The sequence below is a fragment of the Photobacterium sp. GB-1 genome (genome assembly GCF_003026165.1).
Classification (GTDB): Bacteria; Pseudomonadota; Gammaproteobacteria; order Enterobacterales; family Vibrionaceae; genus Photobacterium.
Window position 1 is genome coordinate 116447 of sequence record NZ_PYOB01000002.1, and the last position, 24051, is coordinate 140497.

At 39.0% G+C, this 24051-nt stretch carries 19 protein-coding genes; 9 read left to right on the plus strand and 10 right to left on the minus strand.

All coding sequences use genetic code 11. The features are described 5' to 3' along the window. Positions 1-411: 411 nt before the first annotated feature. Together C9J45_RS03220 and C9J45_RS03225 are read left to right on the plus strand one after the other, a co-directional pair. Positions 412-2289, plus strand: coding sequence for a DUF294 nucleotidyltransferase-like domain-containing protein (locus C9J45_RS03220; protein WP_107206265.1), 1878 nt, complete (start codon positions 412-414; stop codon positions 2287-2289). 12 nt (positions 2290-2301) lie between these two features. Beyond that, on the plus strand, positions 2302-3051 hold the full coding sequence (locus tag C9J45_RS03225) for a 3'-5' exonuclease (protein WP_107206264.1): 750 nt from the start codon (positions 2302-2304) through the stop codon (positions 3049-3051). Between the two features lie 64 nt (positions 3052-3115). Here the strand turns inward: C9J45_RS03225 and C9J45_RS03230 are convergent, their stop codons facing one another. From C9J45_RS03230 to C9J45_RS03240, 3 genes are all read right to left on the minus strand, one after another. Beyond that, entirely contained in the window at positions 3116-4690 is a 1575-nt protein-coding gene (locus tag C9J45_RS03230) for a BCCT family transporter (protein ID WP_107206263.1), read from the minus strand. Positions 4691-5240: 550 nt separating this feature from the next. After that, positions 5241-5447: a hypothetical protein gene (locus C9J45_RS03235; protein ID WP_105059910.1), complete on the minus strand. Its 207-nt coding sequence runs from the start codon at positions 5445-5447 to the stop codon at positions 5241-5243. A 58-nt stretch (positions 5448-5505) separates the two neighbouring features. After that, positions 5506-5823, minus strand: coding sequence for a glutaredoxin domain-containing protein (locus tag C9J45_RS03240; RefSeq protein WP_107206262.1), 318 nt, complete (start codon positions 5821-5823; stop codon positions 5506-5508). Between the two features lie 445 nt (positions 5824-6268). On the opposite strand from C9J45_RS03240, the gene amrA reads away from it, so the two are divergent. Further along, on the plus strand, positions 6269-6886 hold the full coding sequence (amrA, locus tag C9J45_RS03245; protein WP_107206261.1) for an AmmeMemoRadiSam system protein A: 618 nt from the start codon (positions 6269-6271) through the stop codon (positions 6884-6886). Positions 6887-7022: 136 nt separating this feature from the next. Here the strand turns inward: amrA and C9J45_RS03250 are convergent, their stop codons facing one another. The 3 genes from C9J45_RS03250 to C9J45_RS03260 form a co-directional block, all read right to left on the minus strand. Then, positions 7023-8102, minus strand: a complete 1080-nt coding sequence (locus C9J45_RS03250) for a DUF3541 domain-containing protein (protein ID WP_107287121.1) — start codon at positions 8100-8102, stop codon at positions 7023-7025. Positions 8103-8222: 120 nt separating this feature from the next. Further along, on the minus strand, positions 8223-9362 hold the full coding sequence (locus C9J45_RS03255; RefSeq protein ID WP_107292136.1) for an endonuclease/exonuclease/phosphatase family protein: 1140 nt from the start codon (positions 9360-9362) through the stop codon (positions 8223-8225). Between the two features lie 103 nt (positions 9363-9465). Next, on the minus strand, positions 9466-9957 hold the full coding sequence (locus C9J45_RS03260; RefSeq protein WP_107292137.1) for a hypothetical protein: 492 nt from the start codon (positions 9955-9957) through the stop codon (positions 9466-9468). A 279-nt stretch (positions 9958-10236) separates the two neighbouring features. Between C9J45_RS03260 and mobB the strand changes: the two genes are divergently transcribed. Then, on the plus strand, positions 10237-10767 hold the full coding sequence (mobB, locus tag C9J45_RS03265; RefSeq protein WP_107245969.1) for a molybdopterin-guanine dinucleotide biosynthesis protein B: 531 nt from the start codon (positions 10237-10239) through the stop codon (positions 10765-10767). 4 nt (positions 10768-10771) lie between these two features. Then, entirely contained in the window at positions 10772-11284 is a 513-nt protein-coding gene (locus tag C9J45_RS03270) for an NUDIX domain-containing protein (protein ID WP_107290528.1), read from the plus strand. Between the two features lie 62 nt (positions 11285-11346). On the opposite strand, the gene C9J45_RS03275 is transcribed toward C9J45_RS03270, so the two are convergent. After that, positions 11347-12546, minus strand: a complete 1200-nt coding sequence (locus C9J45_RS03275) for an META domain-containing protein (protein ID WP_233217623.1) — start codon at positions 12544-12546, stop codon at positions 11347-11349. Between the two features lie 231 nt (positions 12547-12777). Here C9J45_RS03275 and C9J45_RS03280 point away from each other — a divergent pair, with 231 nt between their 5' ends. The 3 genes from C9J45_RS03280 to C9J45_RS03290 all read left to right on the plus strand — a co-directional run bounded on the left by C9J45_RS03280 (position 12778) and on the right by C9J45_RS03290 (position 16519). Continuing rightward, on the plus strand, positions 12778-14568 hold the full coding sequence (locus C9J45_RS03280) for an amidohydrolase (protein ID WP_107292139.1): 1791 nt from the start codon (positions 12778-12780) through the stop codon (positions 14566-14568). Positions 14569-14811: 243 nt separating this feature from the next. Then, positions 14812-16080 (plus strand): rhodanese-like domain-containing protein, encoded by a 1269-nt coding sequence (locus C9J45_RS03285; RefSeq protein ID WP_233217627.1) that lies wholly within the window; start codon positions 14812-14814, stop codon positions 16078-16080. Between the two features lie 220 nt (positions 16081-16300). Then, positions 16301-16519 (plus strand): hypothetical protein, encoded by a 219-nt coding sequence (locus C9J45_RS03290; protein ID WP_107259612.1) that lies wholly within the window; start codon positions 16301-16303, stop codon positions 16517-16519. Here the strand turns inward: C9J45_RS03290 and C9J45_RS03295 are convergent. Next, positions 16509-17429 (minus strand): M15 family metallopeptidase, encoded by a 921-nt coding sequence (locus C9J45_RS03295; protein WP_107259617.1) that lies wholly within the window; start codon positions 17427-17429, stop codon positions 16509-16511. The two genes, C9J45_RS03290 and C9J45_RS03295, sit on opposite strands and share 11 nt — an antisense overlap. Before the next feature lie 67 nt (positions 17430-17496). Then, a complete protein-coding gene (locus C9J45_RS03300; RefSeq protein WP_107259619.1) occupies positions 17497-17946 on the minus strand; it encodes an RNA-binding S4 domain-containing protein in 450 nt (149 codons plus the stop codon). A gap of 416 nt (positions 17947-18362) precedes the next feature. Here C9J45_RS03300 and fusA point away from each other — a divergent pair, with 416 nt between their 5' ends. After that, a complete protein-coding gene (gene fusA / locus C9J45_RS03305) occupies positions 18363-20450 on the plus strand; it encodes an elongation factor G (RefSeq protein ID WP_107206249.1) in 2088 nt (695 codons plus the stop codon). Between the two features lie 466 nt (positions 20451-20916). Here the strand turns inward: fusA and torS are convergent, their stop codons facing one another. Next, positions 20917-23832 carry a TMAO reductase system sensor histidine kinase/response regulator TorS gene (torS, locus tag C9J45_RS03310; RefSeq protein WP_107287125.1) on the minus strand — a complete coding sequence of 972 codons (2916 nt, stop codon included), beginning with the start codon at positions 23830-23832 and terminating at the stop codon, positions 20917-20919. Positions 23833-24051: the final 219 nt, after the last annotated feature.

Below are 24051 nucleotides of genomic sequence, written 5' to 3' on the forward strand. Positions count from 1 at the left end.
TTAACTAAGGTATGTAATGTACATGGATTCAAGCCTTTTTATTTGATCTTGCTGTTCTTCTTTTTGCAATGTCGGTAGGTTTTGCCGTTTCGTTTCTAACAGTAAAATATGATGAGATTGATGAGGTAATTGAAAGCAAAATTGAAGCGTGTTTTTTCTCTGGGGCGCGCCTTATCGGTAGCGGCTGTATTGCTTATCTCTTGATGTAATTCAATTTTCAGAATAATTTGACCTATCTTTTACGCTTGTAGCCGTGACAAGCGTTTAATTCCTCTTCCGTATGCTTTAACCTCATTTATACGTTAAACTTTCATCTATCTATTACTTAATCGCTTTCTTAGCTTTAATAAGCAATAGATCATTGAATACCCAACGCCAACTAAATACTTGCCTTAAATAACGGAAGATGTAATGGAAGCGGAACAAATAGAAATTCTCAATTTTATCTCACAGTATCCGCCTTTTGATACTTTGCCAGAAGAGCAACTTCATCAACTTGCTCTTGAAGTCGAAGTCGCTTATTACCGTGCGAGCACCATGATATTGAATACTGGCGATAGCATTCATGATCTGTTTTTAATTCGAAGTGGTGCTGTTGAAATATACCGCCGTAAGGGCGAGCTCTACAATCGTCTTGATGAAGGTGATATTTTCGGCCAAATGGGCTTGTTGATGAACAACCGAGTCCGAATGCCAGCAAAAGCGCTAGAAGATACTCTACTCTACTGTATTCCCAATACTCTATTTATTGAACTTTGCGATAAATACGATAGCTTTGCGGATTTCGTTGAAGTTGAAGATGGGGCTCGTTTACGTCATGCCGTATCAAGCCAACATGATGAAAATGATCTGACGACATCAAAACTAAGAACTTTGATCACTCGTGATGCCGTCATCATTGATCAAAACGAAACCATTCAAACGGCAGCACAAACAATGGCTGAAGAAGGCGTTTCTGCATTATTACTCAGTGACAGTAATGCTACCGATGACGATGATGAAAACGATTATGTCACGGGAATTATTACTGATCGTGATTTATGTACCCGAGTATTAGCCGAAGGTATTTCAACCTCAAAGCCTGTTTCTTCAGTCATGACAGCAGAACCCATTACACTCGATCATAATGCCTATGTATTTGAAGCGATGCTGACTATGCTGCGTTATAACATTCACCATTTGCCTGTACTTAGAAACAAACAACCAATAGGTGTTATTAGCGTTTCTGATATTGTTCGCTATGAATCGCAAAATAGCTTACTTCTCGTTAGTAGTATTTATCAGCAGCAATCTGTAGAAGAGCTCATTCAATTATCAGCACAAGTTAAAGACTGCTTTGTGCGCATGGTTAATGAAGACGCTAACTCGCACATGATTGGCAGCGCAATGGCAGAAATTGGACGCAGCTTTAAACAGCGTTTATTAGAATTAGCAGAAGAAAAGCTCGGTCCACCACCTATTCAATACTGTTTCTTGGCCTTAGGCTCTATGGCACGAGATGAACAACTCATCGTCACAGACCAAGATAACGCCATTATTTTAGATAATTCCTTCGATCATGATAAACATAATGCGTACTTTGAAGCACTTGCGACTTTTGTTTGTGATGGCCTTGCTGCATGTGGTTATGCCTATTGTACTGGCGGCATTATGGCGACAAATCCAGAATGGCGAAAAACCCGACATGAATGGGAACAATGTTTTGCTGATTGGATTGATAATCCAAAACCTCAAGCGTTATTAAATAGCTCTATCTTTTTTGACTTAGGCGGTGTTTGGGGCAGATTACGTTGGGCTAAACAACTTAATGGTTTTATTGTTCGTCGTGCCCGTAACAGCCCTCGCTTTTTAGCTTGCCTTGCACGCAACGCAATCAATCGCACGCCACCATTAGGCTTCTTTAAAGATTTCGTAATGGAAAAAGATGGACGTCATAATAACTCGATTAATCTAAAACGTCGTGGTACAGCGCCATTAGCAGATTTGATTCGTGTCCATGCCCTTGCGGTAGGTTCACGTTCACAAAATTCGCTCGAACGTTTGGACGATATTATTGAAAGTGGAATTTTACCACCTGGACGGGCTCAAGATCTTCGCGATGCCATGGAATATATTTCATTAGTCCGTATTCGCCATCAAGCGTTGGATGTTGAAGAAGGGCAAGAGCCTGATAATAGTATTGAGCCTGAAAATATGTCCGATTTTGAACGCCGTAATCTTAAAGATGCTTTTCAAATTTTAAGTAAAGCCCAAAACTTCGTGAAATATCGCTATCAAGCAACACGATAAGGGTGAGAAAGCATGTTTAGAGAAGTATTCAAAAAAACATCATCAACCCACTTCATTCGTAATACTCCGATAGTGGATTGGCAAACAAAGTTTGCGGAACTTGCCCATGATGCTAAAGACCAACGAATTAAACAATATTATCAACATGGTATTTTTAGTGGTGATACCCCATTAAAGGACATTGAATTTGTTGCTTTAGATTTTGAAACAACAGGGCTCAATGCTAACAAAGATGACATTATTAGTGTCGGGCTTGTTCCCTTCACCATCAATCGTATTTATTGCAGACAATCACAGCATTGGGTGGTAAAGCCAAAAGCAAAACTAGATGAAGACTCCGTCATCATTCATGGTATTACACACTCAGATGTACAAACGGCGCCAGATATACGTCGAATTTTAGAAGCGGTATTAGATTCTTTAGCAGGTAAAGTCGTAGTGGTGCATTACAAAGCCATCGAACGACAGTTTATGGATAAGGCATTACGAGTGCGATTAAACGAAGGTATCCAGTTTCCTGTTGTTGATACTTTAGCGCTTGAATCATTTATCCAAAACCAGCAATACAGTGGTATTTGGGCGAGATTAAAAGGGAAAAAGCCAGGTTCAGTTCGATTAGGGAAATGTAGAATTCGATATGGATTACCCGCTTACCAACCTCATCACGCGTTAACAGATGCCTTAGCGACAGCTGAGCTATTACAAGCTCAAATCGCATATCACTTCCCCCCCGATACGCCAATTGATCAAATTTGGGAATAAAAAAAAACCGCAGTATGAACACTGCGGTTTTTATTACCATTTTAGGCTAAATCACCCTTGATAATTACTTGTACTTTTCGGTTCTAAAGCCAAGCATTAAGCTGACACACATCAGCAACAATATAATGGTAAACGGAAGTGCCGTTGAAATGGTACCCGCTTGAAGCGCTTGAATTGCTTGGGTACCTCCTACCCACAACAATGCAATCGCAATTAAACCTTCTATAATAGCCCAAAATACACGTTGCGTTACTGGATTATCAACTTTACCACCTGCAGTAATACTATCGATAACCAGAGAACCTGAGTCTGAAGAAGTAATAAAGAAAACTAAAACTAAACAAATACCAATAAAAGATAAGATAGTACCGAGTGGTAAGGCATCAAACATTTGGAACATAGCAAGTGAAACTTCAGTAATACCATTTTTACCTAAAGATCCAATGCCATCCATCACTTGGTGAATTGCTTGACCGCCGAATACTGACATCCAAACAGTGGTAACCACGGTAGGCACAATCAAGACAGCAATTAAGAATTCACGGATAGTTCGACCTTTTGAGATACGAGCAATAAATGAACCTACAAATGGAGACCATGAAATCCACCACGCCCAGTACACTACAGTCCAACCATGAAGCCAAGCCTGATCTGTTCGACCAAATGGGTTACTTAATGGAATAAAGTTTTCTACGTAACCCACAATCGTCGTTGGGATCGTATGCATAGACACAGAGAAACCAACAGCACCGACAAACACTAATAAGGTCAGGGCGACTAACATGTTAATGTTACTTAATAACTTAACACCGGAATCAATGCCTTGAGCAACAGAATATATGGTAATGATTGTTACACCGATAATAATACCAATTTGTAACCCCAAGCCACCATGAGTACCAAATACATGGTTAATACCACTTGCTGCTTGCTGAGCCCCTAGTCCTAGTGATGTTGCTAAACCAAATAATGTTGCAAGCACAGCAAGGATATCAATGATATGCCCAGCCCAACCCCAAGTACGATCGCCAAGGATAGGATAAAACACCGAACGAATAGAAAGAGGTAAACCTTTATTATAAGCAAAAAATGCCATTGAAAGCGCAACAACACCGTAAATAGCCCATGGATGTAAACCCCAATGGTACATAGTTGCACCCATCGCGACTTTAAAGGCCTCTGGCGTTTCAGGGGTCACACTTAGCGGTGTTGAACCACCCCATCCGGTATAATACGCGGCAGGCTCAGCAACACTCCAAAACATTAAACCAATCCCCATACCCGCAGCAAAGAGCATCGCTAACCAAGACATGGTGGAATGTTCAGCTTCTGCGTCTTTCCCGCCCAAACGGATACGGCCGTAAGGAGAAATGATGAGTCCTAAACAAAAAATAACAAAAAAGTTTCCCGCCAAAAGAAACATGGTATCGAATTTATTTACGATAGCATTTTTAACACTATCTAACGCTGCTTTTGCTGTTGCAGGATCGCTGATAAGAATTGCTGCTAAAAAGAGAACAATTAATCCTGCACTAACACCAAATACCGCATTATGGACATCAAAGCCCCATTTTTGGACATTATCTTGTCCAATTGTATAGTCGGTATTATGAATACTATATTTATCGTGCTTACTCATTTATAAAGTCCCGTTATGATTACAACTCAAACCATCAATACTTAGTCCTGTAAATAAAATTTGAGCGGCAATATATAACCATTTCATCATAATAACTGTCAATAGATGGCTTAATCGTCTAAAAACAATTCATTTGTTATAAAAAACACCATATCCCATAAAAAATAATGATATCAGTGTGTAAAATTAATAATGCTTTTCATTGTACTCTAACTACTACCCTATCAACTTTAGACTGTTTTTTTATCGTTGGCTGATAAATATAATTTTATCATCGTAGTTATTTTTATACTTTAATTCATGATGTTATAACTTAAGCTTAAATTTATAAAATTATCAGCTATCAAAGTTATCTCACTTCCGTAAATAGCTTTTTATTATTAATCACTGCATTAACTAGCAATATAAAAATAGAAATTGAGAATGCCGATTTGCCAGAAATAGTGTGCAACTCCGTAACACTCGTTATCAGTAATGTGGGAATACTTATCTAAAAAAAACAATTCAATGGTGCTTTTTTATACACCCTACAATTAAAATATCCCCTTAACTAGGCGAAATCTAAATGAATATGAGTACAGCCTTTTTTACATGCAATCCCTGGTTGTTCGCTTTTTTCAGGTGGAACTAAGAATAATGATTGATCACATTCTTTACAGTTAACTACTTTACCTTGCATCACTTTTTTAATAATAGCTTGTTGGTCACCAAACGATTGTTTGGCCTGTTTGTTTAATTGAGAAAAATCGAGTTTCATAAGATCAGCTCATACATGTACTATTAATAGATATAAAAAAGGGCTTTTCAGCCCATTTTTATAATTCAAAATCATCAAACTCAGTTGCTTCAACTTGGCGCTCAAGAAAAGCGACTAAATCGTCATGACCGCCAATATATTTATCATCTAAAATAATTTGAGGTACAGTACGAACCGTTAGCCCTGCCTTTTGTTCGATGAAATCAACCATCACTAATTTTGATAAATTTAGCCCTAAAACAAGTGTTGTATACTCGATACCACGCTCATCAAGTAGTGCTTTTGCTTTCACACAAAACGGACAATTCGGCTGCGTAATTACTAAATTGTCGTATTGCTCAAGCTGTTCGATTGTTAGGTTTTTTACTTCAGTCATCACAATGCCACTTCTTCTATAAGATAAGTTGGTCAAGATAATTGAAACTTGCTTAATAGTAAAACATCTACTTCACACCTGTTTACGATCTAAACAATATTTAATTTTAGTTGCACTGTTCACTTTCTATTCGCAATTACTCATTGATAGTCAATTAGTAAAACCCCCTTTCCAACAGATAAAATATAACAATTTGTTTTATAAGAAATTAAAATACAAATACTGAATAAAATAACGATAGAAAAGTTAACAAATTTTAACCTTTCACATGTTGAACATTCATCGAAAATAGATGATATTAATTACCTCACTACCGTTAACTGTTTCGTCAGTCCTTTTGCATTCAAACACTAACGGATAATCAAAAGCAGCCCAATGAACAATAATAAATCGCTTTTATCACGGAATTTAACTGCTCTGTCATTACAGAGTTAAGGAGAGAGTTGTGGATATAATAGCTACACCACAAACATATAATAAAGGTGAGTTAACTCAATTACTGGATATTGCACGCAATGCTATTCATGACCATTTTTCTGATCGTCCGATAAATGCACCTCGGCTTAATCATTACACGCGAAAGATGCAACAACATGCAGCATGTTTTGTTACCTTAGAGGTGAATAATGCATTGCAAGGCTCTATGGGGACAACTATTGCTTCGCGTCCATTAGTCATAGAAGTTCATAATAAAGCCGTGGCTAGTGCATACGAAGACCGTCGCTTTATGCCTCTTTCTGAAGAACAACTTGATGAATTAACAATCGAAATCGAAGTATTATCGCCACTTGAAACGTTGCCAATTCACTCTCATCAGGCCTTAGTCGAACACTTACAAATACCTAGCAATCGCCAAGGTATTGTATTAATTGATCGCTACACGCAAACAACAATGCTACCAAGTGCGTGGAGAAAAGGGATCACACCAGATCATTTTATTCAGCAATTGAAACAAAAAGCGGGGTGGTCACCAAGCTATTGGTCACCCAATATGGTTGTTAAAACCTTCACAACTAGCGCACTGAAAGAAAAATACGCCAAAATTCGTAGTAAATATTTCTAACAGCCTACGCAAGCAGCAGTAACTGCTGTTGCTTGCTTATTCAAACCTTTCCGGTACTTTGTCAAAATATTTAATTGATATTGTTTGATTCTCAATCAATTCTATTATGCGTAAATATACCTTTACCCTTCCTATGCTATTTTGCAATCAATCCATACGGTATATGCTTGAACATTTGAGGATGGTCGCTTAGCGTCGGCGCTAAATGCGTTTCTTTCCAATCGAGTAACATTATCGCAAGTACATTGCGGTGCTCACCAGAGACTAAATCTATATCACCCGTTACTGATGGGATCATTCCATGCTGAGGATTTATTGCTTGCTGAATCACCTTGCGGGTTTTCTCTACTACGGGATCTGCCTCTAACCCTGCCAATAAAAAGTTAATCCCGACCTCTGCAATAACATCCTCTTTCGTTTCAGCAATAATCTTATCGATATTTTTGCGGTAGTAATCAAAAATCCATTGATGATCTTTTTCATGGAGCGGTAATTGATAGTATTTCGATGCCGCAAAAATAATATGCGTTAACCCATAAATTTTATTGCTGTATTGCAGAGAAGATAATTGATTGTCTTGACTATCAGGATAAGTTTCACGAAAAGCAATAATGAAATCATTCACCACATCTTGTTCACCCAGTTGTCTTAACCAATAGACTTGATTTGCAAGTTGTGCTGCCCACGCTTGGATCATTTCAGGATCAGTAACATATTTTTTAAAATCATAACGGCGAAGAACCTGCCTTAATTGCGCATCATTTTGATGCTTTAATCCATACTCATCGGCACGCGCCATTGAGCCGAGCAACCCAACGCCTAAATATACATATTCAGGCATCGTTTGAGTCGCTTTATATCGACGTTGGCTACGCTCTTTAGGTGATGTTTTATAATTCGCTAATCGCGCTAAACTGTATCGCTGTACTTGCTCAGGTGTCACAACTTCTGTTGAATAGCGATTTAAGTTACTCGCAACTCGCGCCATGTCCTGCCATATCGCGGCTGCGTATTTAGGATCTAACGACTGCCGATACATACGTAAGCCATAATGCCCCGCTGTATAGGCTGGCAATGTATATAACTGAGGCTCAAAGGTTTGGCGGATCTGATTAGCGCTTTGTCGATATGTCGGATTAAGCTGTAAACTATTTGCCGCAACAGACCAACAAAATAAAAGACAGAAAAACCAATAGCGGCTAAGTACCAAACGCATAATGACTCCCCCCGAAAAATAACCAGGGTGAAGAGTAACATTAGGTATTACTATCTCTGTTAACTTTTATCTCTAAATAATTGTTATAATATAAATATGCCAACATGATCACATCGTCATTTAGTCCGCAATATTAATATCAACCCACACCATTCGATGATCTGATCCTGCAGAAGGCTTTTCTCTACCTTTACAATCTAAAATAAGTTCACGTAATAAATCATGTTTATCCGGCCAAAAAACCCCCGTTTTTATCACATCTAAATTTTTTGACGGCAATACATAATCTAACCGCAACCCAGCTAAATGCGTCCACTCATTTTTACGGCCAGTACGCTTTTGCCAAGGATAATAATGCCTTGCACCTTCACTTTTAGGCGTCTGCTTGCCACTACTAACCCTTGTATTTATTTTATCGAGTTTCAGTAGGTGTTTAATCGCGTCCTTAAATCCGTCGCCATCATCTAAATCAGCATTTAAATCCCCCATTACAATAAAGGCATCATCAGGTTTTAATCCACCAACTTGATCATTATCGTCAACTAAATAGGATTCATCATTAATGATGTCGATTAAAAGCTGGATTTCATCATGATTACGTTTTGCATTTCGACGTTCGTTACCGTCAAACACAGGAGGGGTTGGATGACAACACAGTAAATTAATTTCTTTATCTTCAACAACAATAGGCACAACAACATGATTTTTAGAAGATAAACGTAATATCTGCTGAGCTTCTTTTGAATAATAATCGACAGGCATCAAGTTATTCGGCATATCCTTCCAAAGAAAGTGCTGCCACGTTCGAATATTCTCTTGCTGCAGTGGACATTTAGATAAAATAACAAAACCAAAATGACCATGAAATTCACCGTAACCTTGGGCATCTTCTGGTAACGTGCAGAGACCATCACCGTTTAGATCTATTTCGGTTATTAGGCCGGTATTGGATGAAGGGCAATAACGATAAGGGTAATCTATCACTGGTTGTTGATATTGAGAATGAGATAAATAATGCTGACAAAAATTATCAAGGCTACCATCATCGCCCCCATTACCAGGGTGATCAAATTCACACAGTAACAAAACATCAGCATTAACATGTTGAATAATAGCGGCGAGTCGCTGAAATCGTTGATTAGTTAAACCCGATGTTTGCTGAAAAATACGCCCTTGTTCTGGCTCAGACATCGCGACATTAAACATTGCCACACGCAAGGATTGTTTAGTTTCTAAAACGGTTGGTAAAAACTCTGCCACACGTTATCTCGTTATCAATAATTGAAAACGGCATTGTAAACACCCAACCCACGTTTACAAATACAAACCACGTAACTTAATTTTTCTAAATATAAAAGATTAATTAAGATGACTTAACCAATGTATCTATCGCTAAGCGGATTTGTTTTGCATCATATCCTGCTTGATGTCTCATCGCACCTAAGTTCTTTAAAGCCAATTTAAAGTGTACCTGACCCAGTCCATTTTGATTTTTTAACCAATGGCTTACCTCTGTAAGAACAAAAGATGGGCGCATATGTGCGGCATGATACAAACGCCCCAGCCAGAATAGATCCCATTCACTGTCACATAAAACCAAATCATATTGACCTAAAGTCGTATTTAAATGTTGGCAAACATCCACCACTTGCATCCCAGTCTCTTCAATCATTGACCGAGATATCTTATGGATATTGTGTTGAACATCTTTATCCCAATGAGACCAGTTATCGGATGCAGATAGCGGATTAATTAACATGCTACTGTTTGTTCCATCTGGTAAAGAATACCCAACCTCAATCGGATATGAATGTTCAGATAAACCTGATGCCTCAAAATCAAGTATTGCCCACATTTCACACTCCCTGTCTTTATAACTATGCTGTTAATCATCAATGTCCCTACTGTGACAACAACCCAATAACTATTTAAAGAATGCCCACACCTTTTAACTTTAGACCGTCACTCATAACACAACAAAACTTTCATAGATAAGGATTACTTTTAAGACACACTACACATAAGTAATAAAAGACTTACTTTAATTAATCGTTAGTAAATACAGCGCATTGCTGCATTTCCCCATCATTTAACGATATAATTACTGACACTGTATTTTGACCTAAAAATAGTTATGATTACTTCTCCCACTCCTCTGATTGGCTTTGCGGGCTTTAGTGGCTCAGGAAAAACAACGTTATTAGAAAAAGTAATCCCGTTACTCAAGCAACGTGGTATTCGATTAGGTCTAATAAAACATAGTCATCATGACATTGAACCTGATGTACCAGGTAAGGACTCTTATCGATTACGTCATGCGGGTTGCGGGCAAACATTACTGGCAACAAAATCACGCCACATGCTTTATTTTGAATACCCAGAAGATGAACGTAAAGATCCTGAACTTAACGACTGTTTAGAGCAACTCGATCACAGCAAGCTCGATCTTGTATTAATTGAGGGGTTCAGAGAGCAAGCTTTTCCTAAAATAGAAATTCATCGTCCGTCTTACAATAAACCCTTATTGTATCCTAACGATCCTTACATTATCGCATTTGCTACTGACGCAGATACTCAACTATGTCCGCTACCGCAGCTAAATATCAATGATCCTGAGTCTATTGCGCAATTTATTCTTACTTGGTTAGAAAAAGATGGTCACTAGAAAGATGACCAGTATAAATACAGCCCGTTTTTGTCCGCAGTGTGGCAAATCAAGCTTAACCCGTTTAACCGATAAGCAATTTACTTGTAGCGCCTGTAATTTTACCTATTTTCACAACCCAGCGGCTGCTGTTATGGTTGCGCTGTCATATGAAGATGAGTTACTGGTAGCAATAAGAGGTAGAAATCCAGGATTAGGATTATGGGATTTACCTGGCGGATTTGTTGACCCTAATGAATCCTTAGAGCAAGCAGCAATACGAGAAATACAGGAAGAACTCAACTTAACGCTGACTGATTTCACATACCAAGGCTCATTCAGTAATACGTATTGCTACAAAAATATTGAATATAAAACCTGTGATACTTTTTTTAGTCATCAATTATTAGATAAACCAACACTAACGGTACAGGATGATGTTGCTGATATTCTGTGGGTAAAAAAACAAGATATCAAACTAGAAAATTTTGCTTTTCCCTCAACGCAACGCGCTGTTGAGTTATGGTTGAATAAGTAATAAGTTATAAAATAAGAAGTATCAACGTCTATTGATACTTCTTATCAATGGGTTACAAAAGATTATTGATTATATGAGGATGGCTCTTTGGAGAAGATCATTACCCCCAACTGGCCGTTGACTTGATATGAAAGCGCTAATTTACCCGCGAAATAAGTGAATTGACTCACCCCACCTAATTGCTCTAAATATCGTTGTTGTTGTTCTGCAGCTAAAGGATTATTGCACTGTTTTTCAGTCACCAATGTATGCTGCTTTAATACATTAATAAAGCCCGGACGCGGCTCTGATGTAACGGAAACCGTATAATTATTACAGGCAACTGAACCAGTAAAATGTCCATTAATATAACGTAATCGAATATCGTTTTCGGCACTCACCGGATCGCCATAACGCCAGCTTTCTAGTCTCCATTCAGTATTAGATAAAATATCTGGGGTTAAACGAACAATTTTTCGTGTGTTCGGCTCTTCTATTAATTGATTATGACTATCTAAATGCCAGACATGTTGAACCACATCACCAGGACAACAAGCTGAATCGTTTTTACCCGGCTGAATAACATCTAAAATAATTTTCTTATTCAATATTTTTAGATCTTTAACTCGAAAACGATCGCCGACAAACTGAGTCGCAATATTTTTTAAATGGCCACTTTCTTTGTCAACAACAGCTATATACAAATATTGCCCTGTTCCACCCGGTGAGTAATTTAATAAAACCACTGCCATTTTGTTATTACTTTCCGTCATTGAACCCACAGCTTTAATATCATCAAGCAGTATGACTTGTGGCATGACTGAACCACCAGGTTGATACGGTTCTCCTGCCCATAAACCATGCTGTAATTTAATCGGTGTACCAATATCTTCGATACCGTTATAGCGAGCATCTTTTAAATCGTGAAAACTATATGTGGCAAGTGGTGCCAGAACGGTGGCATTAATAGCGGTAAGATTATCTAAGCGAGAATGATAAGTTGACACTAAACAACGTTGAGCATCAGATTGATGTAAACAACCTTTTCTTGTTTCTAACCAGTTTTTCTGTGTTTCCTTTATCACAGAAGCTTCGCTTACCATCGACTGGGTTAAAACTTGCTGATACATGTCTACCATCAGCTTATGTAACAGTGATAATTTAGGATCTTTACAAATTAATATATCAACATTAGAGGTCACTAAATGGCAATCTGAGCCGGCATTATCGGCTGCCATGAGCGTTGTACTAAATGTTGCGATAGCTCCTACAAATAAGAGCACCAAACATCTCATTTTCATTCCTCTATTTTCCACTTACTGTTATCAGATAAACAGTTACTGGATTAATTCGACCGACATTTTATTAATTAGTTCCTTACTCTCAATAAGTTACTAAATAAATAATAACATCACGAATTGTTACATTAATTGTGAAATCAGTAACCTCATCGTCTATGCTTGCATCCTAAAGTAAAAAAAACTTTATTTTGCGGATAATTATAAGGAAATTATATGTTTAAACGCTCTTATCTCAGCTTGGCAATCCCAGCTATTTTGGCACTTTCTGGATGCGACCAAAAAACTAAAACTGAAAGTATTGAACCACAGCAAGTTACTAAACCTACCTCTGCTGCTGTAACCACTTTACCAGCAAAATTAGTGCATCATGCCGATACGATTTACTCCGGCGGCGATATTATTACAATCAATGATAAACAGCCTGAAGTTGAAGCCGTTGCAGTTAAAAATGGAAAAATACTGGCGACAGGTAGTCTTTCTGATATTGAAAAGCACAAGAATGCAGAAACAAATATTGTTGATTTAAAGGGTAATACACTAATTCCAGGGTTTGTTGATGCACACGGTCATGTCTTCAATGTAGGCTTACAAGCATTATCCGCTAACTTACTACCCCCACCAGATGGTGAAGGTCGTGACATTAATAGCCTGATTGAATTAACCAATCAATGGCATAAAGACTTTCCTGAGCGTAGTGATAAAGTAGGCTGGATTATTGGCTTTGGCTATGATGATTCACAACTAACCGAAAAACGTCACCCTACAGCTGAAGATTTAGATAAAATCTCAACAGAATTACCCGTTATTCTGATCCACCAATCAGGCCACCTTGCAGCAGTAAATAATAAAGCGCTGGAAGTTGCTGGTGTCACGGATAAAACTGAAGATCCTGAAGGTGGTATTTTTGTACGTAAAAAAGGATCTCAACAACCTAATGGGACGTTAGAAGAAAATGCGTTCTATTATGTATTAGGTAAAGTACTTGCTAATATGAGTAATGAAGATAATGAAAAAATCTTCAAAGCGGGAATGGAACTCTATAGTCAATTTGGCTATACCACAGGCCAAGAAGGACGTGCATTTCCTAACATTATGCCGATCATGCAAAAAGTCTCGGAAGAAGGTAATTCCCCAATTGATGTCGTTGCCTATCCTGATATCGTGATCGCAAGCCAAACCATTTCTGGCCCTTACCTAAGTAATGACTACAAGAATAACTTCCGTATCGGTGGTGCAAAACTCACGATTGATGGATCACCACAAGGTAAAACAGCATGGTTAACTCAGCCTTACTTTGAGCCTCCTAAAGGCAAAGATGGCTCTTACGTCGGTTATTCTGCTATTTCAAATAACGATACCTTCAAATACGTCGATCAAGCCTTTGAAAATAACTGGCAAATACTTGCTCACGCCAATGGCGATGCTGCCATTGATGTTTTTATCGCCGCAGTAAAACAAGCTGAAGATAAATACGGCAAGAAAGATCGTCGCCCAGTCCTAATCCATGGACAAACCATTCGTCCAGATCAAATCAATAGCTTAAAAGAGCTAGGAATTTTCCCATCGTTATTCCCAATGCATACTTATTACTGGGGAGACTGGCACCGAGATTCTGTTTTAGGTCCTGAGCGCGCTGAATTTATTTCACCGACAAAAACGGTCTACGATAAAGGAATTAAATTCTCGTCACATCATGACGCGCCAGTCGCTCTGCCTGATTCAATGCGCGTATTATCTGCAACAGTTAATCGTCGTTCTCGTACAGGCGATATTATTGGTCCTACAGAACGTGTAAGCCCATTAATTGGATTGAAAGCGATGACAATTTGGCCTGCATACCAACACTTTGAAGAAGATAAAAAAGGCTCAATTGAAGTAGGGAAAGAAGCTGATTTCGTTATATTATCAGATAATCCGCTGAAAATAGATCCATTAAAAATCGAAGATATTAAAATCCAAGCTACGATTAACGATGGCAAAACAGTGTACCAAATAACTCAGTAATTCATGCACACCAGCTTTAATTGAAACTAGAACTGGTGTCTTCGCTTTGTTCTATATTCCACTTACTTTTTATCCCATCATCATCTATTTTTATAATCAGATGATGATTTAATTAATCGCCATCAATTGTCTTACAAATTATTTTCGCTAGAATGTCGCCTCGTTTGCCCTGATGGCAGATCAAACAGGTTCTATATGCGCTCTTTAAATCAAATTTTTATTACGTGCCTTTTTGTGATTAGCATGCCATGTTTAGCGGCAGCAAACACTGTCACACCTCCTATTCAAACCTTTGAGCAACTAGCTCAAGCTCAGCAGACGAAACAAGCAATACAAATTATTGATTGTCGAGACAGCAATTACTTCAACGGTTGGCCAAAGCGAAATGCAACTCGAGGTGGTCATATCCCTAACGCTGTCAATATTAATAGTCAATGGCTCACTCTTTTAACACCGATTCAGCTATCAAGCTTACTTAAAAATCGTCAGCTATCTCCGAAAGTACCAACCGTCCTGTATGGCGATAAAACCTCAACGACGGCAATGAGTGAAGCACTCAAACAACAAGGTTTTAGCGCTATATCTACAATTAATCAGCCCGTTACGGACTATGTAGGCAAACTGAAAGCACTTAAAAACTTTAAACACTTAGTATCTGCACAATGGTTAGATCAGCTAATCAATCACCAGCAGCCATTGTACGCACCACAGCACGGCTATAAAATTGTTGAAGTTGAATGGGGTCCACCGTCCACATATTTACTTTCACATATCCCCAACTCGCTGTATGTCAATACCAATGATATTGAAAGCAAGCCTTGGTGGAATAAAGTCAGTAATAATGATCTTAAAAAAGTCATTACTGATTTAGGCATTCGTTATAACACCACTGTCATTGTCTATGCTCGTAATAATATGTCAGCAGCACGCTTTGCTAACTTTCTAATGTATGCTGGCGTTGAGGATGTAAGACTACTCAATGGCGGCTGGAATGCGTGGGAAAACGCACATTACCCGACCCAAGCTTTCATTAATGAAAACCACGACGATGTGAGTTTTGGTAAAACGATTCCAGCAAACCCTCAATACCTGACGGATCTCCAGCAAGCAAAAACAATACTAAAAGAACCCCAAAGTACCCATTCACTCGTAAGTATTCGTACTTGGCAAGAATATATTGGAAAAACCAGTGGCTATGATTACATCAAGCCTAAAGGTCGTATCAAAGGGGCTAAATGGGGACACGCTGGTAGTGACTCTTACCATATGCAAGATTTTAATAACCCAGATGGCACAATGAAAAGTGGTTACCTCATCGCGAAACAATGGGCGAAATGGAATATTAAACCAAACCAACAAGTCGCCTTTTTCTGTGGTACTGGTTGGCGAGCATCTGAGGCATTTTTCTATGCTTATGTTATGGGATGGAAAGATATCAGTGTCTTTGATGGTGGGTGGTATCAATGGAGCGCAGATAAAAACAACCCTATTGCAGAAGGCTTACCTAAATAACATAGTTAAAGCCCTGCCATAAAACGGTAGCCCTTGGCTGCCGTTTACTTTTATTCAAGCTTTAATCGTTTCACAAGACTGTGCTTATTTACTTAAAGAACAAGGAGCTAACATTCCTCTGACCAACAAATGACCATATCCTAACAACCACTACGTTGAATGACATCTAACCACCTATTAACCTTGTACATCTTAAATAAACCTAAGTTGTGGAGGCCATATGTCAACGTTCACTATCGCTCCCGTATATTTAGTAAATAACAACGCAAAAAAAATGCGTTATGCGCAAGCCGAGATACCACCGACCCAACCTCGGGTTAACCAAGAAAACTCAGAGAAAAGAATCTCTACTATTATGACTTTCAGTGGTTACGATAATCGTGGAGAAATACAGCCTAAAGCGCCAACTAAAGGCTGTACGATTAATATTAACGTTTAACACAAATCTCTGAACGCAAAGGGACTTGCTCGATCTGCGCCATGACCTTACTTGGATTCGCCAGATACGCTTTACTTATCGAAGACACACCCAGCTTATGTTTCAGGTAATTAGTGTAATCATTAAACTTATACTGGCTATACGCTTTGGGATACATACGACTACAACTGTTATACCACTCAACATAACGTTTAAAGAACAGTGTTGCTTGCTGTGCCGTCATCTTCGACATCATTACTGCCATATCTTTCGATAATTGGAAATGCTGATAATCAATTGGCGAATTCCAAAAACCACCCCAATATAAAAAGCCATTACGTGCAAAAATATCTACGACTGTTTCAGCCATCCCTTTTCTATCTGGTTTACCATAACGATAGATTTCACGGTTAGCGTATTTTGTTCCTTCTACGGGGCTATATTTTGCCTGACCCGCACGCGCAAAAGTCACAAATGGATTTTGCACCGGATTTAAATCAATCGCTGCACCATAAGCGTGAAGCGATAAACTACTCGTTCCTTCTACTGGACGATAATTAAAAGCAGAAGTATTGTTATCTGTCATCGATGTCGTGTCATCACCACGATATTTTTCAATCGGAACCGCTTTATGGATTGGAAAACCTTGTTGATATAATTCATCAAAAATTTTACCTACATAAGGTGCTGTAGCATCCATCACAATAATTTGACCATTAGTGTGAATACGATTAGAAAAATCACGATATTTAAATGTCACTTTTTTCAAACGTTGGCACTGTACTGGTGCCGAGCTCGACATCACGCCAACTTTTGACATTGCCTGACATTCAGCAGTTGTTAACGATGAAACAGTTGCAGCCAACACACTTCCACTCAAACAGCTAAAACTAATCACTAAACCTAGCGTAATAAATTGTTTATTCATCATCCCTTCTCATTAATCAGGCAAGAAAAAGACGCGTCATTGCGCGCCTTGTTTATAAGAATGTTTTAGTTTAAAAACTAATTGGCTTACGACCAGTCGCTGTATCTGGCTTTATATCAGCAGCTTTGTTGGCCGCTTTTTTGGTTACAGAACGATTTCCTGCAGTATTCGGTTTGCTAGTACTCTTTTTCTTATCAGCAGCTTTATTTGCTTTTTTTGACGCCGCTTTAGGAGATGCTTTTGGTTTTTCCTCTGCAACACGCATCATTTTTTCTTGTACTGGCTGGTCGCACAACACAACGTAAAACTCACCATTAAACTCAATCACATCACCGTCATATATCTTGCAACGTTTACGTAATTCAAGCTCACCGTTTACTGCAACATAACCTTCAGAGATGGCATATTTTGCTTCACCGCCACCACTGACTAAGTTGGCTATCTTTAACACTTTATATAATTCGATAGGTTGAGCTGAAACTTCAACACCAATTGCTTCAACTTCAATTTCTTCAGACATGTCGATAACTCAAATAAGAGAACAAAAAGGAATATATTTCTAATTCTACCCCACATTACAATATGAAGGAAAAAAATGAGCGAATAGAACAGTACTTCGTAAAAAAGTGATAAAAATCATTGATAGTAAAGATCTAAATGTTCACAAATTCTGAAAGAAAAGAAAATAAAGAATAAGAATCTCATCCCAAAAAACATGACAAAAATATAACTTTAGCAACTTACAATTCCTAAAAACCTGAACTAACCTTGTTTTTTGTAGCTTGATTTGCTGTGTAAATGGGCAACAAGCCTAACAGCTAGAGTAAAAAGCAAGCGAATAACGATTTTATTACGCATAGCTATGTTCTGGTTGATATAAGTAGTGCTATAATCCGCGACCTCACATGTGACCGTAATTGTTGATAGAGAAAAACAATGACAGATTTATCTAAATACAGAAACATTGGTATTTTCGCCCACGTTGATGCGGGTAAAACTACTACTACCGAGCGTATCCTTAAGCTAACTGGTCAAATCCATAAAACTGGTGAGGTTCACGATGGTGAATCTACTACTGACTTCATGGAACAGGAAGCTGAGCGCGGTATTACTATCCAGTCAGCAGCTGTAAGTTGTTTCTGGAAAGATCACCGTTTCAACGTTATCGATACTCCTGGACACGTTGACTTCACAGTTGAAGTTTACCGTTCTCTTAAAGTACTTGATGGTGGTATCGGTGTATTCTGTGGTTCTGGTGGTGTTGAGCCTCAGTCTGAAACAAACTGGCGTTACGCTAACGAATCTGAAGTTGCACGTATCATCTTCGTTAACAAACTAGACCGTATGGGCGCAGATTTCTTCCGCGTTACAGACCAAGTTAAAAGTGTACTTGGCGCAACGCCGCTAATCATGACACTTCCAATCGGTCGTGAAGATGATTTCGTTGGTGTTGTTGACGTTCTAAACCGTCAAGCGTACGTTTGGGATGACACTGGTCTTCCAGAAAACTACGAAATCACAGACGTCCCAGCTGACATGGTTGATGATGTTGAAGCTTACCGTGAAGAGCTTGTTGAAACTGCTGTTGAGCAAGATGACGACCTAATGGAAGCTTACATGGAAGGTGAAGAGCCTTCTATCGAAGACATCAAGCGTTGTATCCGTAAAGGTACTCGTACTTGTGATTTCTTCCCAACATTCTGTGGTTCTGCATTCAAAAACAAAGGTATGCAGCTTGTACTAGATGCTGTTGTTGATTACCTACCTTCTCCAACAGAAGTAGATCCACAGCCACTAACAGATCCAGAAACTGGTGAGCCAACTGGTGAAGTTGCAACAGTTTCTGTTGACGAACCATTCAAAGCGCTAGCATTCAAAATCATGGATGACCGTTTTGGTGCCCTAACTTTCGTTCGTATTTACTCAGGTAAACTGAACAAAGGTGACACAGTTCTTAACAGTGCAACTGGTAAGACTGAGCGTATCGGCCGTATGGTTGAGATGCAAGCTAACGATCGTAACGAACTTACTTACGCGCAAGCTGGTGACATCATCGCTATCGTTGGTATGAAGAACGTTCAAACTGGTCACACTCTATGTGATGTTAAGCACGAGTGTACTCTTGAGCCAATGATCTTCCCAACACCAGTTATCTCAATCGCTGTATCTCCAAAAGATAAAGGCGGTTCTGAGAAAATGGGTATCGCGATCGGTAAGATGGTTGCAGAAGATCCATCATTCCAAGTTGAGACTGATGAAGATTCAGGTGAAACAATCCTTAAAGGTATGGGTGAGCTTCACCTAGACATTAAGGTTGATATCCTTAAGCGTACATACGGTGTAGACCTTATCGTTGGTCAACCTCAGGTTGCTTACCGTGAAACTATCACTAAACCTGTTGAAGATAGCTACACGCATAAGAAACAGTCTGGTGGTTCTGGTCAGTTCGGTAAGATCGACTACATCATGAAGCCAGGTGAAGTAGGTTCAGGCTTTACGTTCTCATCATCTGTAATCGGTGGTAACGTTCCTAAAGAATTCTGGCCTGCAATCGAAAAAGGCTTCAAAGGCATGATGGATACTGGTGTTCTTGCTGGTTTCCCTGTTCTTGATGTTGAAGTTGAGCTTGTTGATGGTGCATTCCACGCAGTTGACTCATCTGCTGTAGCATTTGAAATCGCAGCGAAAGGCGCATTCCGTCAATCTATGCCTAAAGCTGGTGCACAGCTTCTTGAGCCAATCATGCACGTTGACGTGTTCACTCCTGAAGATCACGTTGGTGATGTTATCGGTGACCTTAACCGTCGTCGTGGTATGATCAAAGACCAAATGGCTGGTACAACTGGCGTTCGTATCAAGGCTGATGTACCTCTTTCAGAAATGTTTGGTTACATCGGTTCTCTACGTACAATGACTTCTGGTCGTGGTCAGTTCTCTATGGAGTTCGCACACTACGCACCATGTCCTGCAAACGTTGCTGAAAAAGTAATCGCTGAGCAGAAAGAAAAGAACGCTAAGAAGTAATTTTTAATTACTCTAAGTAATCTTTTTAACCCCGAGGGCTTTGCTCTCGGGGTTATTTTTTATCACGTAAAAATCATTCCACATCACTATACACCTCCTATCATTTCATCTTTCCTCGTCTTTAAAGGTTGAGCATCTTGCACACCTTGTAACGCTATTGATAACAATCACAAGTAATCGTGTATGAAAAACAGCAAGGCTATAACTTTACTCTAATTAGAATAGTTACGATTATTCTCTCAACACCACCTATCGCGATCTCTCACTATTGTCGGTGTCGCAATAACCGCTGTTTCCGCTACAGGTATAACATTCTGTCTGACCTTGTTGAAGATGCTGATCAGCTAGCGCTGCTATCTCTTCTGATCTAGATATCGTTTCAAATAGGAACTAAATAGTACTGAACGTTTCATAGACATTAAAAAAGGGCACTGTATATGCCCTTTTCTCATCTAAATAGCTTTGATTATGCACTGATAAAGGTGGTTTCTAATATCGCGACAGATTGATCAAAGACTTTTTGTAGCGAGCTCAGATCTAAACTTTTAATTGAACCTTCTTTCGCATTTTTTTCAAATTCAGAGCAAATATGATGAAGTTGCATTAGCCCCATGGTTCCAGCTGCACCTTTTAAGGTATGCGCTTGTTTAGCCACTTCAGATAAATTCTTATCATCAATAGCCTGATGTAGTTTTGATAACGTTAAGCTCGATGATTCTCCAAATAAGTGAATAAGCTGCTTCACTTGCGCTTCGCCCAATACTTGAAGATCACTACCTAATACGGACTCTTTTAATAGTGGAATCGTATTCTCTGTTGGCTTCACTTCCACGCTCTCTTCTCCAATACCTTTTTCGATAATCACGCGTTTCTCACCTTTTAAGATACTGCTCATTGTATCAATCAACTGCTTTTCAACTAACGGTTTAGGTAAGAATCCTGCAAAACCAGCATTTAAATATAACTCCACTTCTTCACGAAAAACATGAGCAGAAAACGCAACCATCGGCGTCGGCTCTTCCCATGCTTCATGGCTATTATCTTCTAAGCGGCGTAAACGACTGAGTAACTGAACACCGTCAGTATCAGGTAAGTTAATATCTAATAACGCGATATCAAAACGTTGTTTTTTGTATATTTCTTCAGCTTCAGCACCATCAGCAGCCGTGACAACAGTATGGCCTAAACGAGTTAAGAAACCTTCAGCAACCATACTGTTTACTGGGTTATCTTCTACCAGCAAAATATGAGCAGAACGCATAATCACTCTTTTATCATCGGTTTCTAAATTCCCTTCGCCATGCTCAAGAGGCAATGCAAACCAAAAACAACTCCCTTCACCAACTACTGATTCTAAACCAATTTCACCATCCATTGCCGCTACAATGTGTTTGCTAATTGCTAAGCCTAGACCTGTACCTTCAATGGATTTTCGTCCTGCTTCTGCTTGCTGGAAAGCACTAAATAAAAGGTTTTGCTCTTCTTCATCAATACCAATACCCGTATCTTTTACAGAAAACAGCAATTCATCTGGCATGTCGGGATGAGGCTCGACAAAAATTGAAACTTTGCCCGTATCTGTAAACTTAATCGCATTACCTACGAGATTTACTAGCACTTGACGTATGCGACTCTCGTCACCAAACCATATTCCTTCAACTTGTGGTGAAATATGGCACTCAAGACCAATACGTTTTGCAAACGCTCGCCCTTCTAACATATTAGACACATCAGTAACCATCCGAACAACGGAAAAGTTACTTGGCCTTATATCTAAATGCCCAGCTTCAATTTTCGAGTAATCAAGAATGTCATTTAAAATATCAAGTAAGGTTTCACCACTGCGGTTTATCACATCGAGATAGCGTTTCTGTTGTGATGTTAATTGTGTATCTGCTAATAACGATGCAGTACCTAAGACACCATTCATTGGTGTTCGGATCTCATGGCTCATAGTTGCAAGAAATGAAGACTTCGCGCGGTTTGCTTTTTCGGCTTCATCGCGCGCTTTATAATGATTATAAACTTCTTCATTCAAGCGGCTGTTTATTTTCTCAAGCTCGCCAGTACGTTTTGCGACTAATCGTTCAAGGCTAGCTTTGTGTTCTTGTAATTCCTGCCGAGCTTTTGACTCTGCTTGCGCTAAACGATATCGCTCATTAGCGGTGTCACGGGCCACTAAAATAGCGCGACCCATTTGCGCTAATTCATCATCCCCTTTAACGTTAATTCTGACCCCTAAATCCCCTCGGGTTAACGCTGATAATGCACGGCTATATTCGTTAATACGGCAAATCACCCTTGCATAAACAAATCGCCACATAATGAGCACTAACGCCAATAAACCAACCGCAGAGATCACTATTAACGTATTTCGGGCAAGTGTTAAAGTATGATCAACACGTTTAACCGCTTGCTGAGTATTCACATTAGCAACATCAATAATGTCATCAACGGTATTATTTAACTGCTGGAATAACACCAAATTTTGTTGATCAAGGCGCTCGACATCTTGCTTTGCATAAATTAGTTGCTCAATAACCCCAAACAACAAACGGCCACGATTAAGCTGAGTAGTTAGCTCAACTAATTGTTCTGAACGGCTAGGATCTTCTACGGATTTAACTCGCTGACTCATGATACCTACCGCGTCGTTATAGCGTTTTTTAAGCGCCACGAGAGATTTAATATCAACAATACGACTAGAATCATCCAGCATATTGATCACTTGTAACGATAAAAATCGCAGTTCAAATAAACGTTCAGATAAGTCCATATCCACTTCAACGAGGCTATCTAATGCTTTATAGACAGCAGGTTTATTTCCATCTGCGACTAAATCATAAATGCGAGACACATTAGCTACCGCAATAGTATTGGCATTTGAAACCTGAGATTGGGATAAATTATCAATTTGATGAGTGGCTTTCGTCATCTCTGTCGTTAACTTATCTAACTGACTTTGAAGATCGATCTGACGCCCTACCAATAAACCTAATAATGCTAAATTATCAACAATACGCTTTACATCTTGTTCTAATTTGACCATTAACGGTTGATCAAAAGAAAATTGTTCAAGTGAATGCAAACTTCGATTCAACGCTTCAATATGAATGGTTAACGCACGCCCTTGTCGCATACGTTCAGATTCTGCTTTAGATTTTGCCAATACTTGTGCATTAAAAATAATACGAGAACTTAAATCTGATAACTGACGCGCTTCTGCTAATGCAGGCACGGCAGAATTAATTACCGTACGCTCAGTTTTAGCCACTAATGAAAAACCTGCGACACCAATCATTACTGCAATAATCATCAAGCTAGCCATTGCTGAAAAGGCTATTAACAATTTCGTTCCGATACCTTTTAGGGTAAACGTCATAAATAATCTCTACATCAAAATGTTTGCAACCCATATATACCAAAGTGACTTCAAGCATTTAATGCCGCGTGTTGTCACTCAATTGAACATCTCAAGGTTACTTAGGTATATAATATCGTATATCTGTCGTTGCTCAGTATGCTCGCTATTTCACAAGAGAAAATAAAGCGCTACTATTTTGCCAGCGATATGACTTTAAACCTAAAATAATGTTGGTAT

What these genes read in the sequence shown, in the direction of transcription:
- C9J45_RS03300 (WP_107259619.1), bottom strand. Translation starts at nt 17,946, where the DNA reads ATGTCTGAAGAAATTGAAGTTGAAGCAATTGGTGTTGAAGTTTCAGCT.
- C9J45_RS03225 (WP_107206264.1), top strand. Translation starts at nt 2,302, where the DNA reads ATGTTTAGAGAAGTATTCAAAAAAACATCATCAACCCACTTCATTCGT.
- fusA (WP_107206249.1), top strand. Translation starts at nt 18,363, where the DNA reads ATGACAGATTTATCTAAATACAGAAACATTGGTATTTTCGCCCACGTT.
- C9J45_RS03230 (WP_107206263.1), bottom strand. Translation starts at nt 4,690, where the DNA reads ATGAGTAAGCACGATAAATATAGTATTCATAATACCGACTATACAATT.
- C9J45_RS03260 (WP_107292137.1), bottom strand. Translation starts at nt 9,957, where the DNA reads ATGTGGGCAATACTTGATTTTGAGGCATCAGGTTTATCTGAACATTCA.
- mobB (WP_107245969.1), top strand. Translation starts at nt 10,237, where the DNA reads ATGATTACTTCTCCCACTCCTCTGATTGGCTTTGCGGGCTTTAGTGGC.
- torS (WP_107287125.1), bottom strand. Translation starts at nt 23,832, where the DNA reads ATGACGTTTACCCTAAAAGGTATCGGAACGAAATTGTTAATAGCCTTT.
- C9J45_RS03285 (WP_233217627.1), top strand. Translation starts at nt 14,812, where the DNA reads ATGCCATGTTTAGCGGCAGCAAACACTGTCACACCTCCTATTCAAACC.
- C9J45_RS03270 (WP_107290528.1), top strand. Translation starts at nt 10,772, where the DNA reads ATGACCAGTATAAATACAGCCCGTTTTTGTCCGCAGTGTGGCAAATCA.
- C9J45_RS03235 (WP_105059910.1), bottom strand. Translation starts at nt 5,447, where the DNA reads ATGAAACTCGATTTTTCTCAATTAAACAAACAGGCCAAACAATCGTTT.
- C9J45_RS03220 (WP_107206265.1), top strand. Translation starts at nt 412, where the DNA reads ATGGAAGCGGAACAAATAGAAATTCTCAATTTTATCTCACAGTATCCG.
- C9J45_RS03295 (WP_107259617.1), bottom strand. Translation starts at nt 17,429, where the DNA reads ATGATGAATAAACAATTTATTACGCTAGGTTTAGTGATTAGTTTTAGC.
- C9J45_RS03250 (WP_107287121.1), bottom strand. Translation starts at nt 8,102, where the DNA reads ATGCGTTTGGTACTTAGCCGCTATTGGTTTTTCTGTCTTTTATTTTGT.
- C9J45_RS03240 (WP_107206262.1), bottom strand. Translation starts at nt 5,823, where the DNA reads ATGACTGAAGTAAAAAACCTAACAATCGAACAGCTTGAGCAATACGAC.
- C9J45_RS03290 (WP_107259612.1), top strand. Translation starts at nt 16,301, where the DNA reads ATGTCAACGTTCACTATCGCTCCCGTATATTTAGTAAATAACAACGCA.
- C9J45_RS03280 (WP_107292139.1), top strand. Translation starts at nt 12,778, where the DNA reads ATGTTTAAACGCTCTTATCTCAGCTTGGCAATCCCAGCTATTTTGGCA.